The sequence below is a fragment of the Lactiplantibacillus garii genome (assembly GCF_003885105.1).
GTDB lineage: Bacteria > Bacillota > Bacilli > Lactobacillales > Lactobacillaceae > Lactiplantibacillus > Lactiplantibacillus garii.
Window position 1 is genome coordinate 1 of the sequence record NZ_QWZQ01000009.1, and the last position, 15700, is coordinate 15700.

The following is a 15700-nucleotide window of genomic DNA, read 5'->3' on the forward strand; positions in this document are numbered from 1 at the left end:
AAAAGTTTTCAAGTAAACTCCTTTTTACTTTAGCAATTGATGTTTCAATTCATATTTAACATAGTGACCAGCCTTTTTTGCACTGATCATTTTCAGCCCACTAATTCTAGACTTTTTAGGTTTGATATTTTCTTCAATATGACTAAACTTATGATTATTTATACGCCAGGCGTTATTATCGCCCCGATAAATCGTCGGAATCTTGTAACTATTTTTACCGGTTCGAACAACTTTGAGAGTACCTGAGCCACTAGCAAAATTATAACCTTTTTGATTCTTATTTAGTAACGTCTTTAGTTTAAACGTGAGTGTGTTACCCTTGGCAGTTTGTTTAGTAATCTTGTAATTTAAACTGCTCGTATACATCCCATTATCACAAACCATGAACAGCTTCTTGGCAGATTGTTGGTGTAGCGTTATTCCCATGTCTTCGGCGGTATATTGTTTAATCAAATATTTTTTCTTTGACCGTAGCAAGTTTTTACTGATCTTGTAAGTCTTCGCCTTTTTCTTGTTAACTTTCTTAGCCCTTTTGACCGTTTTAGCCTGTGCGACCGAGGGATTTACTACACTGGCTAACGGCACAACTGTGATTGTGGCAAGCGTCACAACTCCTAATTTAGTAACTAAATTCATGTCGGGTATCTCCTCTTTAATCGTAAATAACTATCAATTCTAAACTTAGTAGAATGAGTAGAATTTCATTGCTATGGCATTGGAATTACTGGTGGCTGTTTTGTTATTGGCTGTTTTAAGTGTCTTTAAACTAGTCAATTTACCCTTATAAGTAGTTCTCTTTTCTTTCCACCACTGATTTTGAAACTGGACTTTGTTACCGTTAACTCGCGTTCCGCCGTTACCAGAATAAATTGGCATCTTATAACTATTCTTACCAGTTCGAGTAATTTTAACCATTCCAGCACCCTTAGCTAAACCATACTTTTTCTCTCTTTTGCTCAGCTTAGGCGTCAACTTCATAGTCATGGTTTTACCTTTTACCTTTTGACCAGTAACTTTATAATCAATAGCGTTTGAATCTGCAGAGGCAGAATCGATAATTCGAAGATTATTAGCTTTATTTTGCTCAACAATGACACTCTTATTAAACACCATAATGTTCTTTTTGCTACGTAGAACTTTCTTGCTAATCTTATAGGTTTTAGCTTTCTTCTTGCTGACCTTCTTAGCTTTTTTTACAGTTTTGGCTTGTGCATTGACCGGACTGATGGTGCTAGTTGCTAACGGTGCAACCGTGATTGCTGCTAACGTTACGACCCCTAACTTGGTAACCAAGTTCATAACAAATATCCCCTTTAATAAATAAAATTATGGTTCAATTAGATGATACCGCTATTATTGAATAAATCTAGTACTAATCAGCAATTAAAACTCCACACTGGCAGTCGCCGACCATCAACCGCCCAATCATTGCATATCCGGCTACTACTCACTTATTGGTGCTTTTCCCTTAATTTTATGTTTTTACACCATCCCCACCCTGCGCAACTAACTTGGCAAGCTTGATACAACGAGGGCATCAAAAAAGGCTCGGCAGTCAAGGTGTACTGCCGAGCCAATCATTAATTAACAATTTATTTAGTTACAGCGGGGGTCACAACTTGGTCCTTGCCTAGTTCAATGACTAAGTAAAGGTTACCAGCTTGCTTGTACGCCGTAATCCCAACCTTGGTGTTGGTCTTATCCGTCAACGTAGCCCAGTCAGCGGACGAACGCCGTAAGTTATCCGTCAATAAACTAGCGTTAGCGTCGTCACTAGCAACGAAGCCGCCGTTAGTGGTAACTTCACCAGTGAAGTAATCACCAATGCCAATGCTCTTGGCTAAATCGTTAACGGTGACCTTTGAGTCGGCTTTCAACTGTAAGGCACGGGTTTCAGCCATGTGTTGTAACGTCGCATCGTTAGTTAATTCCGCTTCACCGTTAGCTTTGCGCGTCTCGTTGATGGTCTGCGTAACGGCCTTTACAACGACGGTCCCGTCGTACGGCTTAGTCGTATCAGTGTTCGGTTCCGTTGGTTCCGTCGTTGCGGGTTTGTCAGTTGGCGCGGTGTAAGTTCCAGCCTTCAAGTAGTTGCTCCATACCCAGCCTTCGGTACCGTTCGTACCGGTGACGTAGTAATACTTGTAAGTCTTCCCCTTCTTATAAAAGCTCCGTTGCTGGGTCGCTTCATAGGTTGCCGTCTTACTTAACTTAACGCCCTTACTGAACACGGCGTTGTTAAGATCTGTATTTAATTGATAAACTTTTCCGGACTTAGCTTGAACGTAATTTGTAGCCGTCATTTTCTTTGCGGCGGTCATTTGATAATTACGCCCAGCTTTCAGGTATTTGTGCCAGACCCAACCCTTAGCACCGTTCTTAGAGTTAGTCACGTAGTAGTATAAGTATTTCTTACCGTGCTTCGTCACGTACGTCTTTGAACTGCGCGTCCAAGTGGTCTTCTTGTAATTGGCTAAGTTATGGTTGGACTTAAACTTGAACTTCTTAGTCGTCCCAACAAACTTATAAGTCTTCGCACTGCTCGTGGAGTAGTAAGCAGCTTTGCTGACCTTGGCCGTCTTGGTCCGGTGATAATAGGTTGCCGCTTGGGCACTGATCGGTTGAGCGGCAATACTGCCACCCACCATGACAACGGCTGCTAACGCGGTCGTGCCAAACTTAAGAACACTACTTTTTTCCAACATAAGTGAAAATCCCCCTTAGTATTTTTAAATCAAATTAATTATATAACAATAAGTCATTATCGTTAATTAGTTTTTAAAACGTTTTCATTAAAAAAGCTACAAACCATTGACACTCGTTGGTTTGTAGCTCATAAATTATTTTATTTTAGGGTTTTAAATACGCGTACCCTTGTTCCTGCAATTCCACCAAACGGACCACGCCGGCGGGAACCACCGTAACTCCCGCTGGTAAGTCCGCCGCCGTTAATTGGTGACTCGCCATCGCGTTATGACAAGCGTCCAGTTCCACTTGTGGTAATGTCGTCAATAATGGTGCCCATTTGCCATCGGCCAGCGTCGTAATGGCGGGACCGTTAACGACGATCACCACCGTACTCATCGCTCGCAACGCTAAAAAGTTGCGGACGTTGCCAATCGCCATGCCAACCTTGGCCGGCTCGTCGACGTGGACGACTAACTTACTCACCGTGACGGCCCCCTTCGATCAAACGGGTCTCCATGTTCCGCAAGTAGTGGTAGCTGCTGAGCATGTTCGCACAGGTGGCATCGGTCTCGTCCGGCACTTCATAAATCATGGTGGCTTTCGGGTTCAGCATCGGTAAAACACGCTGCCAATCAATCAATCCGTGTCCTAACGGCAGGCTATCGTGTTGCTGTCCGAGCGAATCCACCAGATGGTAGTGCTGGATCAGCGGTCGTAGTCGTTTTAACGCCAGCATCGTTAGGCCCATGTCACCGTGTAACCCGATAAAGACGTGGCTCAAATCGCAAACCAACGGTAAGTGGTGTTGAATAATCATTTCGTCCAACTGCGGATCACCGTACATAAAACTCGGTGTAATCCCATTTTCGATGATGACGTGACCGTTAGCCTGACGTACCAGCTCATCCAAACGACTGAAGACCACCGTCCGTGCTTCACTGACTGACGGGTACTGGTCCAAGAGTTCACTCCCCCCGTAACCACCGTGTACTAAGACCCGGACGTCCAAATCGTTCGCCAAATCTAAAAGTTGAGCCGTCGACGATTGCAAAAATTGGTAGGCTTCCGGTTGCCGTTGAGGGTCCAATAACTGGTCCAAATGCAGCCCCTGATAATTCATCGGGTGGTGGATGATTACCTTAGTCGTCACGTTAGCCTGCACAAATTTAACGGCCGTTTTTAGTTCCTTGAACGCCGCCGGTTCAAAATCCGCGGGACTCGTAAAGAATTCAAAAACGTCCGGCCGGTATTGCAACCGGTTCAACAACTGCTCGGGCTGATCAGAGGCCTTTAAGCCCAAGCGCACTTTTCCGGGGCACGCCGGTAATACTAATTTTGCCATTTAATCCATCCTCTCTAAACGGTCCGAACAAAAAAGGTTCAGAACCGAAGTTCCAAACCTAGTATAACGCTAAGTAGCCCCCCACCGCCGTGGAGAAAACCAGCTTAGCGTCAAAAATTAAATTAGTCGGCCGACTTAGTCGAAGCCCGGCGAACGATGCCGTATGGTAACGTAACCGTCTTTTCGTCAAGTTCCTTATCATTCATCAGTTTAGTCAACATCCGCATTGCCACGGCACCAATATCGTACAGTGGTTGCGTAATGGAGGTAATGGCTGGCCGGGTGATCTGCGTGACGATGGTATCGTTACTCGTAACAACTTCCAAATCGTTTGGCACGTTGATGCCGGATTCCATGCTGGCATTGATAATGCCGGCAGCCATTTCGTCGTCACCAACGAAGACGGCCGTCGCACCACTATCCGCAATGACCGGTTGTAACTTGGTCCCGGCATCATAGGAGTAGCCCGCTTCGTAAACCAGTGCATCGTCGTACGGTAACTTGGCCTTGTTGAGGGCCCGCTTGTAACCCGTTAACCGGTATTCCGCGTTGATCGACTGTGATAATGACCCTAACGCCAGGGCAATCTTCTTGTGACCGCGTTTGATCAAATTAGTCACGGCTTCTTCAACGGCGGCCGCGTAGTCGATATTAACGCTCGGTGTATCCCCTTCAGGATCAACCGTACCAGCTAAAACGACCGGTGCCTTAGCCCGTTTAAATTCGGCCCGTAACTTGTCGTCGATGTGGTTCCCCATGAAAATGATACCGTCAACTTGCTTAGCCATTAAGGTGTTCAGCACGTTAACTTCTTGTTCGCCAGCATCGTCGGAGTTGGTTAAAATAATGTTGTACTTGTACATCATCGCAATGTCGTCAATCCCACGGGCAAGTGAGGCAAAGTAAATGTTGGTCACGTCGGGAATAATGACCCCAACGGTCGTTGAGCGTTTACTTGCAAGCCCCCGGGCAACCGCGTTTGGCCGGTAGTCTAAGCGTTCAATAACCGCCAAAACCTTTTTCCGCGTCGCTGGTTTAACGTTCGGATTCCCGTTAACCACCCGTGAAACCGTCGCCATTGAAACCGCTGCTTCCCGGGCAACGTCATAAATCGTTACTGTCTGTTTTTCCATATATAATAGCCCTTTCTTAACTGATATGATATGTTTTCATTCGTTTTCATGCAACATCAACCAATATAGCAAAATAATGGTCCTGATGCAACTTAAGATACTAATTGAAATCGCTTTCATGAAAATAATACCGTACTTGTTTTCAAAAATCAAGATTTTACAACGAAGATAATATTATTTTCAGCTCATAATTCTCAGCTTTTTTTAAGGAACAGCGCTATACTGGACTATATCAACAACTAAACCTATCTTTCAAGGAGTGATTGAAGTGGCAGATTACACTAAGCTGCAACAAGTTCGTCAATGGACCGTGGATAACCACGTCGACGTAACTTACGTCAGCAATTTTCACACGATTTCATATTTAACCGGATTTGAGAGTAACCCGTACGAACGGACGCTCGCACTATTTATTTTTGCGGACGCCGAACCCTTCCTGTTTGCTCCGGCCTTAGAAGTTGAAGCCATTAAAGAAATGGGCTGGCCTTACAAAGTCTTTGGTTACTTGGACCATGAAGATCCGTACGCGTTGATTGCGGACCACATTCACGAACAGTTAACCGACCCCAAAGTTTGGGCGCTGGAAGAAGGCAACCTCACTTTGGACCGGTACACGGCCTTAAAAGAACAGTTCCCGGCCGCACACTTTGACAAGGACCTGTCCCCTTACATTCAACAGTTACGGTTAGTAAAAACGGCCGATGAATTGGAAAAGCTTAACGTTGCCGGCGAATGGGCCGACTTTGCGTTTGAACACGGCTTTGCCGCCGTTAAAGCCGGCCGCACGGAACAACAAATTGCCGCCGAACTCCAATACGCCTTAATGCAAAAAGGAATCATGGAAATGAGTTTTGGAACCCTGGTTCAAGCTGGCGAACACGCGGCCAATCCGCACGGTGCCACTAACGAAACGCAAGTGAAACCGAACGAACTCGTATTGTTTGACCTCGGCGTCATGTATAAGGGTTACGCTTCCGACGCTTCACGGACCATTGCTTACGGTCAGCCAACCGACAAACAAAAGGAAATTTACGACGTTTGTTTGGAAGCTCAACTGACCGCCCAAGCCGCCGTTAAACCCGGAATGGCCGCCGAAGACGTCGATAAACTCGCCCGCGACGTCATTACCAAGGCGGGCTACGGCGAATACTTCATTCACCGCCTCGGCCACGGAATCGGCCAAACCGACCACGAATTTCCGTCCATCATGGCTGGTAACCACATGCCGTTAGTTGAAGGCATGTGCTTCTCAATTGAACCCGGAATCTACATTCCGGGCGTTGCCGGTGTCCGGATCGAAGACTGTGGGGTCGTTACTAAGGAAGGCTTTAAGCCGTTCACCCACACTTCTAAAGATCTCAAAATTTTAGACCTCTAATTTCATCCAAAAACCGTCGCCGTCTGAGCATTTACTCAAACGACGACGGTTTTTTAGTGGCGTTCTTTAAACGGTTTACGGTAAATCGTTGCCAGCGGCGAAGTATACGTCGTACCATTCCTGTTTAGTCAGGTCAACGGTAGTTCCGGCGATGCTTTCCGTCAGGTGTTGCGGGTTCATGGACCCTAAAATAACTTGCATGTGGGCCGGGTGCCGTAGAATCCATGCAGTCGCAATGGCGTTTTTGGTGACCGCGTACTTGTCGGCTAACGCTTGTAACTTAGCGTTCAGTTCGGGAAACTTCGGGTTGTCAATAAAGGTACCCGCAAACATCCCGTACTGGTATGGCGACCAGGCTTGAATCGTCATCCGGTGTAACCGTGAATATTCAATGATTTCACCATCGCGGTTAATGCTGGAAGCGTCCTGCATGTTGGTGTGTAACCCAAATTCAATTGGCCCGGTGTGCATGACGCCAAACTGTAACTGGTTGACCATTAATTTTTGGTTCAGGGCCGCTTGTACCAGTTCAACTTGCATCGGGTTAAAGTTTGACACCCCAAAGTGACGAACTTTCCCGGCAGCTTGCAACTCATCAAAGGCCGCCGCAACTTCTTCCGGTTCCATCAATGCGTCGGGACGGTGCAACAGAAACGAATCCAAGTAATCCACTTGCATCCGCTGTAAAATACCGTCGACCGCTTCGATGAGGTGCTGCTTGGAAAAGTCGTAACGTTGACCGAGCACCACTTCCCCACTGCTCTTAGCCGGATCCAACACGATCCCACCCTTAGACTGGATGAAGAAATCGTCCCGATTTAAGCCAGATTGTTTCAGGGCCTGCCCGAAAATCGTTTCGGATTGTCCGTTACCATAAATATCGGCACTATCAATGAAATTGATTCCCTGGTCGTGGACCGTACTCAAAATATTAGCGGCCTGTTGCACGTCCAAGCGCACCATCCGCATAATTCCCAGCGCCACTGCCGAAACACTCTGGTTAGTACCACCAAATTTAACTTGTTTCATAAAATTATTCCTCCTTAGTTACAACAACGTCGGCAACTAAAAAATCCCTTAGTCGCTGACGTTTTCGTCATCTTCTAAAGGATAGGTCTTAGAGCTAACTCTAAGTCAAGTCAATCTATTTATTTTTTTACAACGGGTGTTTAATTTCGTAGGCCGCAACCTGTTTAAGTAATTCGGCCGACGACCGTTTAGAGATCACGTCACAGTCCACCGCGGCCTCACTCCCAGCCTGACAAGCTTGCCGGTAAGTATCAATTTTATGGTTGACCTTCTGTAAATTCTTTAACGACTCATGTATCTGCGCAACGACCGCCTCACGCTGGGTTTCAAACATCGCTAAACGTTCGGACAAGGTTTGATCCCCCGCTTCACACCAGCTAATGAACTGGCGAATATCTTCCAAGGGCATCCCGGTTTGTTTTAAACACCGAATTAAGGCTAACGAATCCAGGTCGTCATCGTTAAAGACCCGCCGGCCCTGAGCATCCCGTTTCACAAACGGGGTCAGTCCCGCCTTATCATAATACCGTAGCGTATAACTTGAGATACCGGTCTTTTTTGCAACCGTCCCAATCGAATACATCATGTTAAACTCCTTCCAAACAAAAAAGGCCGGGTAAGCCCAGCCTCGCTAAATCAACTGACTAAATTACTTTGCAGGGTGCTCGTCGTCCGTTGGGGCTTCACTAGCCGCACTGGCCGACGGTTCTTCGGCACTGTCCGGGGTATCGGTCGCCTTTTCAACGTCCTGATCATCATCGCCAAAAGCTGCGGCGCTGTCAATCACGATATCATCTTCATCACCCTGGTCGTCTTCTACTTTGGCAAGTTCTGAGCGGAGACTGTCGGTTGCTTGATCTAAGTTGGAGCTGAAGTTACCGCCATCGGTTTCCTTAGCGGCCTGATACTGATCAGCAAACTCACTGACCTTGCCCTTAGCATCTTCAAAGTACTTGCTTGCATCGGCCTTAAAATCTTCAGCCGCGTCGTTGGCGTAAAAAGCGTAGTCAATCGCGCGATCTTTAAAGTCCGCAATTCCTTGTTGGGCTTTTGCCTTTAATTCGGCCTTTTTATCCGCATCCATTTTATTTGCAATTGTCGCGATTACGGCACCGCCGACTGCTAAACCAAATAAGAATCCTTTTTTCGACATGTTAAGACTCCTCACTATCATTATTATCGTTATTCTTCGAACGCCGGTTCCGGTAGACATCGAAGGCGGCTTTTCCAACCTTGCTTGCACTGGCGAACTTACTCCGCTTTTCGTTCGTCTTACCAATCTTAGACGTTAATTCCCGGGTCGCATTGTTCAAATCAGAAACGCTTTGTCCGAGGTCGCCCATCGCTTGAAACGCTGGGTCGATCGTGGCAACTTTACCGTTCACATCTTTCAGTAATTCGTTCGCATTCGACATGATTTGTTCAGTTTGATGGGATAGGGCATCCACGTCGTCCGTGATGGCGTTCAAGCTTCGGTTGACTTCCCCCATGGTTTTTGTGATCCGCATCAAGAAAATCCCGATGAAGACGACTAAGAGCAAAAACGCAATGGCGGCAATGATCCCCGCAATGTGTGTAATCATTTTAAAATTCCTCCTTCAACTGCCTTTAACATTAGAACTAGCATAGCATTGTCTTAATTATACTGCAATTAAAAAAGTGCTTACACCCCCGTGAGAAGCGAGTTAACTAAACTTCCCGTTCGTCGGGAACTTGGTGCGCGTGCCAAAATCTGCTAAACTAGTGAACAGACAATTTTATATGAAGGTGAATTTATGTTTTCTCCACTCGCACTTGCCATCGACGCCCCGACTAAACAGGTCTCGGTGTGGGTCAAACTGGCTCAAAAAATCGACTGGCAACAAATTATCATCAACATTGGTGGTAAGATTATTGAAATTATTCTTTTTATTCTTTTATTTTGGGTGATTGATCGCCTTGGTAAACGATTGATCCACCACGTCTTTTTATCCAACGCCAGCACCAGTGATACGGCCAATAACCGTATTTCAACCATTTTTACGCTGACGCTGAACATTTACCACTACATTATCATGTTCTTCGGGATCTACGCGGTTCTCTCCGTCTTAGGCGTCCCAGTTGGCACCCTGATTGCTTCCGCCGGGATTTTCAGTGTCGCGTTAGGGTTAGGTGCCCAAGGATTTGTCAGTGACATTGTGACCGGCTTCTTCATTTTACTCGAAGATCAAATTGACGTGGGTGACTCGGTTAAAATTGAATCCATCGAAGGAACGGTTTCCGCAATTGGTCTCCGAACCACCCAAGTCACTAGTCCTGACGGTACGCTTAACTTCATTCCCAACCGTAAAATTTTAATTATCAGCAACCAATCCCGTAATGACATGCGGGTCTTGATCGACCTCTATATCGAACCACACACTGCCATCAAAACGTTAACCGACGCGGTCCGCACCACCAACAAACAGTTAGTTCCCAAGTATCCAGACATCATCGGTGAGCCGGACATTCAAGGGGTCACCACTCAAAGCGATGGGACACTAGTTTTTCGTACGCAGTTCTACGTCAAAAACGGCATGCAGTTCGCAATTCAACGGGACTTTTTAGCAGCCTACCTCGCCGCTGCCAAAGCCGCGGGAATTGAACTTCCCTCGCCCCGGTTAAACATCAACAGTACCCATTAATAACCACCTGTGAATGCTGGGTTACACTGCTTCAGGACCCAATTAAAACTTATCACACAAATAGCCAGTAAGTTGGCGCACCACGTCCAACTTACTGGCTATTTTCCCGTCTCATGTGAGATGCCTAGCGGTTGCACAACCAGTTAGGATTAATATTTTAATCTTAACAGTCATTGAGGAGTGACCCGCAGCGGCTGGCGTCAGGATGGGTGTTCTAACTCAAATAGTTTTTGGGATTGTTTATTCAAAATAGTTGGTACATTGGGAATTGTCTTTTCCAATGTACTGACTATTTTTATGCAATGTTATGGATATTTTGAGTTTTAGACGCAATTGATTAAAAATAATTAATTGTTATTTAGCGAAAAACAATCCGGTTGGCATTTAAAACTAAGTATTCCAAGCAACGTGCCATTAAGACTAAGCAAATTAATGTTTAACACCCGCCAACGACTAGTTAAAGCCTGGAGGGAGCGCGTGGATGGCCCCAGCGGTGAAATTTCACTTGGTCGGGGTCTTTTCCCGGCCTAGTGAAGGGCCAATGGTTGAGACCTGGGTTATGGGCTCAAGCTTGTGCCCACCGATTTTTGGGCCAGTCCACGCCGACCGGAAGACTGGAAAGTGCGACCTAACTTGGAATCGATAGGTGGAATTTGAAACAAGCTAGGTCAACTAGTTTAGTTTGATCCAACTGTTCAAAGTTAGTAGCGTAGGTTTTAGTCCTCTGAAACAGCTGATATTCATATCGTCTATATTTAATAACGGAATGAGTGTCATGGCTGGGTAACGTGCTTTCAAGAATAACGGAACAAAAAAACATCGTTGATAAAATCAACGATGCTTAACAGTTATTTTCTAAGTGCGTTGCGGTGCGTCAGAAAGCCGGTCATCGCGTCGACGCCGCTCATGATGGCATCGGTGTGCGGTACCATGCTTTCGGAGTGTAGCGAGTATGGGCTGTCAACACCGAGCCAAAACATTGTTCCGGGGATTTGGTGAATTAAGAAACCAAAGTCTTCCCCTGTCATGGCTGGTTGCGTTTCGATGAAGTTAACGTCGTCCGCTTTTTGCATGTAATCGATGAAGTCGGCCGTAATGGTGTCGTTGTTCTCAACCGGGTAATAACCACCCTGGTTGAGCTTTAAATCGATGTTGCAATCGTAGGCTAACGCAACCCCTTCGGTAATCGTGCGGACCCGTTTTTGAATGTGTTCATTCATGTCCTGGGTCAACGCCCGGATGGTCCCGTCAATTTGGGCTTCACCCGCAATGACGTTACCGATCGTACCGGCCGTGAAGTGCCCCAAAGTGACCACGCCGCTTTGGATGGGGTCCACGTTACGGGAAACGATCGTTTGCAATTGTTGAACCAGGGCCGCACCGGCAACAACCATGTCGTTCGCTTGGTGCGGATAAGCCGCGTGACCACTCTTACCGTTCAGGTGGGCGTGAATCTCACAAGTTCCGGCAAACAACGTCCCCATACGACAGCCAATGGCGCCGGTTGGGAGGTTGGGATTGTCGTGAAACGCGAAGATCTCATCCGGCATCCAGTCAGCGTCCAAAGCGCCGCTTTCATAAAGCCGTTTGCCACCTGAGGCGTTTTCTTCGGCCGGTTGGAACATGAAGACCATGTCGGTCGTAGGCTGGTGTTCCGCGAAATAACTCAGGATTCCCAGCGCCACGGACATGTGAATGTCGTGTCCGCAGGCGTGCATCTTCCCGGGATGGGTCGATGCAAACGGTAAACCGGTTTTTTCGGTGACCGGGAGCCCATCAATGTCGGTCCGGTAACCGATCCGGTAATCGTGCTTCAACCCACTAACTTTAACCAAGATGGCCGTATCCAGCGACGGAATCTTTTTAACGGTTAAGTGGTCTTGCGGCATCTGCGCGATAATTGATAGCAGGTAGGCCTGCGTTTCGTGTTCTTCTAAACCGAGTTCGGGAATCTGGTGAAGATGTCGATAAATCGGAATTAATTCGGTTGCCCGTAATGCCATTATTTATCCCTCCCCAGAATTAAAGGTTCCGTAATTCACTCATTAGTTCAGTTTTACTCTTGGTTTTATCGTCGATGTCCTTCAACTTGCGAGCAGGTACCCCACCCACAACGGTGTTCGGTTCAACGTCACTAATTACAATGGCACCGGCCGCAACGACGGCACCCTTACCAACGTGAACGCCTTCCAAAACGGCTGCGTTGGCGCCGATTAAAACGTCATCGTCGATTTGAACGGGTTTTGCCGAAGGTGGTTCTACCACGCCGGCTAACACGGTACCAGCACCAATGTGACAGTTTTTACCAACGATGGCTCGACCACCTAAGATGGCCCCCATGTCGATCATTGAACCTTCACCAATTTCGGCACCAATGTTAATCACGGCCCCCATCATAACCACGGCGTTATCGCCAATTAAAACTTGGTCACGAATAACGGCACCGGGTTCGATCCGCGCGTTATATTGCTTTAAGTCCGCCATCGGAACCGCTGAGTTACGCGCATTGTTTTCTAATTCGTAATCTTCGATGTGGTCAGCGTTGGCCTTTAAAAACGGTTCAACGTCGGCCCAATCACCGAACAATACGCCCGCGTTACCGCTGAAAAAAGTTTTAATTCCAGCTGGGACGTTCAGTTGGTCAAGTTGGCCCTTCACGTAGACTTTAACGGGTGTTTTTTTCTTGGCACTGCCAATGTAGTTAATAATTGATTGTGCATCTAATTTTGCCATCGGAGACCCTCCATAATTTTCATTTGGCTTTTTCACTAACGGAAAAATCCTTTTCAATCATATCATACTGTTTCCCAATTTCATGGGTCAAGAAGTTAAAACTCTTCATGTATTCACGGCGCGTCACGATTCCCTTAAACATCCCGGCTTGATCCACGACCGGGACGAACGGATTATCAATCATTAAGTGTAACGTCGCTTCAACGTTGTCCACGTTCGGCACCGTTTTCACTTTAGTTTCCATCACGTCACTGACCCGTTTTTCCATCAGGATATCGGTGTTCAACTGGTCAAAGCCTAACATCTGCTCGGTGATCAAAGGTAACGATATCAAGCCTTTAAAGTGGCCCGCGTGGTCGAGAACCGGAATCTTGGAATACTTGATTTTGGTCAGGACTAAAAACGCGTGATACAGATTATTATCAGTTTGGACGTTGGCTACGATGTCGGCCGGAATCAAATAGTGGTCGGCATTGCGTGACAACAAATCCGCAACTGGTTGAATTAACATTCAAACGCCTCCTCGTCACAGGTACATAGTCCTATTCTACCTGAAAACGCTCTTAAGTTAAGCTGTCTGAACGAATTTTAACAATCTTTTAGTTGGAAAAGTGAAATTTTAACTCGGGAACGGCCTGCATCTGACGGTCATAATACTGTACGTCAATAGCCTTTTCTGCCGTGGTTACGATGGCGTAAGTGCCACCGATCCGTGTAAATTCTCCACGGGGAAAGCTAATGCTACCAGGGTTCAGCATTAAGATCCCACCGTGCCGTTCCACGCCTAACTGGTGCGTATGGCCGAAGAAGGCTAACTGTGCACTGACCGCTTCGGCGTTCGCTAGCAAATGGTCAAGTCCGAGGTTTACCCCTACCAGGTGGCCGTGAGTCATATAGACCGGCACACCGCTAACGGTAGGATGCTGTTCCTCTGGTAACTGACCATCAAAATCCATGTTGCCACGAACAACGTACATATTATCAAAAACCGGGTCATCGTGTTGTAACTCGGAGTCGCCACAGTGAAAAAAAGCGTCGACCTTTCCCCGATACGCGTTTAAAAGTTGAACTAAAATATCGCGATCGCCATGGCTATCGCTAACCACTAAACATTGCATTATTGTGCCCACCATTCATCAAATTTTTGCATCAGCTTGCGCAACGCGTCGCCGCGGTGACTGATAGCGTTCTTCTGTTCCGGTGTCAATTCTGCTAAGGATTTTTGGTACTGCTCTGACCAGAATAACGGGTCGTAACCAAAACCGTTGTCCCCGCGCGGGGTGGTCAGAATCCGCCCAGGTAACTCGCCGTTCACCACTAGCTTCGCCCCATCGGGTTTAATGGCGACCAGGGTCGTATGGAAAGTCGCCGTCCGTTTTTCGGGTGGCACCCCGCCTAAATTAGCTAACAACTTTGCGTTATTAGCCGCGTCGTTGTGGTCACCCGCGTACCGGGCGGAAAAGACCCCCGGATCACCGTGGAGTGCGTCCACCATCAACCCGGAATCGTCCGCAATGGCCGGCAAACCGGTCGCATCAACGACCGTTTGGGCCTTCTTAGTGGCGTTTTCTTCAAAGGTGATCCCGGTTTCCTTAATCGCCGGAATTGCCGGGAAATCGGCCAGCGTTTTAATGTCAATTGCGTACTGCTCAAACATCGCAGCAAATTCACGGGCCTTATTGGGATTATTCGTCGCAATGATCAGCGTTTGTGGTTTAGCCATTCTGTTCACTTCCTAAGTCAATGTGGGTCGCTTTAAAGTTTGGTAATTCTAACCAATCAGCCGCAATCGCAGTAAACTGGTCCGGTGAACCGGTCGTAAAGTACTCATCCGGATACGCCTTCGTCGCACTGGTGTTGGCAATGTCTAAGTACGCCAACATGGATGAAACGTCGTTGACCGTTTCCGCTCCGGAATCAATCAAGGTCACGTGGGACCCCATCACGTTTTGGATCAACGGTCGCAGTAGTGGGTAGTGGGTACAGCCCATCACCATCGTATCAATGTTTTGGGACTTAAAATCCTTTAAAGTTGCCGCCACGACCCGTTTAGCCACCGCCGAATGGTACTCATTTGACTCGACTAACGGGACAAATTTGGGACAAGCTTTAGAAATCACCGTCACCGACGGGTCCTGCCGTAAAATCGCCTGACGGTAGGCATCACTCTTAATGGTTCCCTCGGTCGCGATGACTCCGATCCGGTGACTCTTAGACGCCTTAATCGCCGCCCGGGAACCGGGTGCAATCACCCCAATGACCGGGATCGGTAACTTCGCCTTCAAATCCGGCAGTGCGGCCGCCGTCGCCGTATTACATGCGATGACCAACATTTTGATTTTTTTCCGCAATAAAAAGTTAGCCATTTGCCAAGAAAACTCACGCACCTGTTCAGTTGGTCGTGGGCCGTACGGTAAGCGCGCCTGGTCGCCCACGAAGTACACCGTCTCACGTGGAAGCTGCTTTAAGGCCTGTTTGACTACGGTCAACCCGCCAACTCCCGAATCCATGAAGCCAATTGCATGTTCATCTGACATTTTCAAAATCTCCGTTCGCTGAATTCTGAAACTACATTATGTTCTTTTTTAAAAGTGATTTCAAGCCGAACCAATTGTAATCTATTTGTAAAGTTTCGGTTCATATACTTTAAAAAATCCCGCATTCGAACGGAAACAAGGTATAATATCTATTATAAAGTGGTGACCATACCACGATTTTTTGCATGGAAAGGAAC

At 47.0% G+C, this 15700-nt stretch carries 18 protein-coding genes; 2 read left to right on the forward strand and 16 right to left on the reverse strand.

Annotated features, from left to right (window positions below):
* Positions 1–24 precede the first annotated feature (24 nt).
* The 6 genes from D1831_RS03835 to ccpA all read right to left on the reverse strand — a co-directional run bounded on the left by D1831_RS03835 (position 25) and on the right by ccpA (position 5163).
* A complete protein-coding gene (locus D1831_RS03835; protein WP_125071609.1) occupies positions 25–636 on the reverse strand; it encodes a hypothetical protein in 612 nt (203 codons plus the stop codon).
* Positions 637–681: 45 nt separating this feature from the next.
* Positions 682–1299, reverse strand: coding sequence for a hypothetical protein (locus D1831_RS03840; protein WP_125071610.1), 618 nt, complete (start codon positions 1297–1299; stop codon positions 682–684).
* A 293-nt stretch (positions 1300–1592) separates the two neighbouring features.
* Positions 1593–2705, reverse strand: a complete 1113-nt coding sequence (locus D1831_RS03845; RefSeq protein ID WP_125071611.1) for a CAP domain-containing protein — start codon at positions 2703–2705, stop codon at positions 1593–1595.
* A 145-nt stretch (positions 2706–2850) separates the two neighbouring features.
* On the reverse strand, positions 2851–3171 hold the full coding sequence (locus D1831_RS03850; RefSeq protein ID WP_125071612.1) for a DsrE family protein: 321 nt from the start codon (positions 3169–3171) through the stop codon (positions 2851–2853).
* The gene (locus tag D1831_RS03855; protein WP_125071613.1) at positions 3164–4030 is read right to left on the reverse strand and encodes a sugar phosphate isomerase/epimerase family protein; all 867 of its coding nucleotides are present in this window, start codon (positions 4028–4030) and stop codon (positions 3164–3166) included. Before D1831_RS03855 ends, D1831_RS03850 begins: the two co-directional genes overlap by 8 nt.
* Before the next feature lie 122 nt (positions 4031–4152).
* The gene (gene ccpA, locus D1831_RS03860; protein ID WP_125071614.1) at positions 4153–5163 is read right to left on the reverse strand and encodes a catabolite control protein A; all 1011 of its coding nucleotides are present in this window, start codon (positions 5161–5163) and stop codon (positions 4153–4155) included.
* A gap of 268 nt (positions 5164–5431) precedes the next feature.
* Here ccpA and D1831_RS03865 point away from each other — a divergent pair, with 268 nt between their 5' ends.
* Complete coding sequence (locus D1831_RS03865) at positions 5432–6541, forward strand: M24 family metallopeptidase (RefSeq protein ID WP_125071615.1); 1110 nt, start codon at positions 5432–5434, stop codon at positions 6539–6541.
* A gap of 75 nt (positions 6542–6616) precedes the next feature.
* On the opposite strand, the gene D1831_RS03870 is transcribed toward D1831_RS03865, so the two are convergent.
* The 4 genes from D1831_RS03870 to D1831_RS03885 all read right to left on the reverse strand — a co-directional run bounded on the left by D1831_RS03870 (position 6617) and on the right by D1831_RS03885 (position 9153).
* Positions 6617–7570, reverse strand: coding sequence for an aldo/keto reductase (locus tag D1831_RS03870; protein ID WP_125071616.1), 954 nt, complete (start codon positions 7568–7570; stop codon positions 6617–6619).
* A 127-nt stretch (positions 7571–7697) separates the two neighbouring features.
* A complete protein-coding gene (locus D1831_RS03875) occupies positions 7698–8156 on the reverse strand; it encodes a MerR family transcriptional regulator (RefSeq protein WP_225422766.1) in 459 nt (152 codons plus the stop codon).
* Positions 8157–8219: 63 nt separating this feature from the next.
* Complete coding sequence (locus D1831_RS03880; RefSeq protein WP_125071617.1) at positions 8220–8723, reverse strand: YtxH domain-containing protein; 504 nt, start codon at positions 8721–8723, stop codon at positions 8220–8222.
* A gap of 1 nt (position 8724) precedes the next feature.
* The gene (locus D1831_RS03885) at positions 8725–9153 is read right to left on the reverse strand and encodes a DUF948 domain-containing protein (protein WP_125071618.1); all 429 of its coding nucleotides are present in this window, start codon (positions 9151–9153) and stop codon (positions 8725–8727) included.
* A 192-nt stretch (positions 9154–9345) separates the two neighbouring features.
* On the opposite strand from D1831_RS03885, the gene D1831_RS03890 reads away from it, so the two are divergent.
* A complete protein-coding gene (locus tag D1831_RS03890; RefSeq protein WP_125071619.1) occupies positions 9346–10233 on the forward strand; it encodes a mechanosensitive ion channel family protein in 888 nt (295 codons plus the stop codon).
* A gap of 848 nt (positions 10234–11081) precedes the next feature.
* Here the strand turns inward: D1831_RS03890 and D1831_RS03895 are convergent.
* The 6 genes from D1831_RS03895 to racE form a co-directional block, all read right to left on the reverse strand.
* A complete protein-coding gene (locus D1831_RS03895; protein ID WP_125071620.1) occupies positions 11082–12236 on the reverse strand; it encodes an N-acetyldiaminopimelate deacetylase in 1155 nt (384 codons plus the stop codon).
* Between the two features lie 19 nt (positions 12237–12255).
* Positions 12256–12966 (reverse strand): 2,3,4,5-tetrahydropyridine-2,6-dicarboxylate N-acetyltransferase, encoded by a 711-nt coding sequence (gene dapD, locus D1831_RS03900; protein ID WP_125071621.1) that lies wholly within the window; start codon positions 12964–12966, stop codon positions 12256–12258.
* 19 nt (positions 12967–12985) lie between these two features.
* Positions 12986–13477, reverse strand: coding sequence for a cyclic-di-AMP-binding protein CbpB (gene cbpB / locus D1831_RS03905; protein ID WP_125071622.1), 492 nt, complete (start codon positions 13475–13477; stop codon positions 12986–12988).
* 88 nt (positions 13478–13565) lie between these two features.
* Positions 13566–14084 carry a metallophosphoesterase gene (locus D1831_RS03910; RefSeq protein ID WP_125071623.1) on the reverse strand — a complete coding sequence of 173 codons (519 nt, stop codon included), beginning with the start codon at positions 14082–14084 and terminating at the stop codon, positions 13566–13568.
* Positions 14084–14689, reverse strand: coding sequence for an XTP/dITP diphosphatase (locus D1831_RS03915; protein WP_125071624.1), 606 nt, complete (start codon positions 14687–14689; stop codon positions 14084–14086). Before D1831_RS03915 ends, D1831_RS03910 begins: the two co-directional genes overlap by 1 nt.
* The gene (gene racE, locus D1831_RS03920; protein ID WP_125071625.1) at positions 14682–15503 is read right to left on the reverse strand and encodes a glutamate racemase; all 822 of its coding nucleotides are present in this window, start codon (positions 15501–15503) and stop codon (positions 14682–14684) included. Before racE ends, D1831_RS03915 begins: the two co-directional genes overlap by 8 nt.
* Between the last annotated feature and the right edge of the window lie 197 nt (positions 15504–15700).

Excerpts from the sequence above, each read along its gene's own strand:
- D1831_RS03835 (WP_125071609.1), bottom strand. The coding sequence starts at position 636 with ATGAATTTAGTTACTAAATTAGGAGTTGTGACGCTTGCCACAATCACA.
- D1831_RS03840 (WP_125071610.1), bottom strand. The coding sequence starts at position 1,299 with ATGAACTTGGTTACCAAGTTAGGGGTCGTAACGTTAGCAGCAATCACG.
- D1831_RS03845 (WP_125071611.1), bottom strand. The coding sequence starts at position 2,705 with ATGTTGGAAAAAAGTAGTGTTCTTAAGTTTGGCACGACCGCGTTAGCA.
- D1831_RS03855 (WP_125071613.1), bottom strand. The coding sequence starts at position 4,030 with ATGGCAAAATTAGTATTACCGGCGTGCCCCGGAAAAGTGCGCTTGGGC.
- ccpA (WP_125071614.1), bottom strand. The coding sequence starts at position 5,163 with ATGGAAAAACAGACAGTAACGATTTATGACGTTGCCCGGGAAGCAGCG.
- D1831_RS03870 (WP_125071616.1), bottom strand. The coding sequence starts at position 7,570 with ATGAAACAAGTTAAATTTGGTGGTACTAACCAGAGTGTTTCGGCAGTG.
- D1831_RS03875 (WP_225422766.1), bottom strand. The coding sequence starts at position 8,156 with ATGATGTATTCGATTGGGACGGTTGCAAAAAAGACCGGTATCTCAAGT.
- D1831_RS03880 (WP_125071617.1), bottom strand. The coding sequence starts at position 8,723 with ATGTCGAAAAAAGGATTCTTATTTGGTTTAGCAGTCGGCGGTGCCGTA.
- D1831_RS03885 (WP_125071618.1), bottom strand. The coding sequence starts at position 9,153 with ATGATTACACACATTGCGGGGATCATTGCCGCCATTGCGTTTTTGCTC.
- D1831_RS03890 (WP_125071619.1), top strand. The coding sequence starts at position 9,346 with ATGTTTTCTCCACTCGCACTTGCCATCGACGCCCCGACTAAACAGGTC.
- D1831_RS03895 (WP_125071620.1), bottom strand. The coding sequence starts at position 12,236 with ATGGCATTACGGGCAACCGAATTAATTCCGATTTATCGACATCTTCAC.
- dapD (WP_125071621.1), bottom strand. The coding sequence starts at position 12,966 with ATGGCAAAATTAGATGCACAATCAATTATTAACTACATTGGCAGTGCC.
- cbpB (WP_125071622.1), bottom strand. The coding sequence starts at position 13,477 with ATGTTAATTCAACCAGTTGCGGATTTGTTGTCACGCAATGCCGACCAC.
- D1831_RS03910 (WP_125071623.1), bottom strand. The coding sequence starts at position 14,084 with ATGCAATGTTTAGTGGTTAGCGATAGCCATGGCGATCGCGATATTTTA.
- D1831_RS03915 (WP_125071624.1), bottom strand. The coding sequence starts at position 14,689 with ATGGCTAAACCACAAACGCTGATCATTGCGACGAATAATCCCAATAAG.
- racE (WP_125071625.1), bottom strand. The coding sequence starts at position 15,503 with ATGTCAGATGAACATGCAATTGGCTTCATGGATTCGGGAGTTGGCGGG.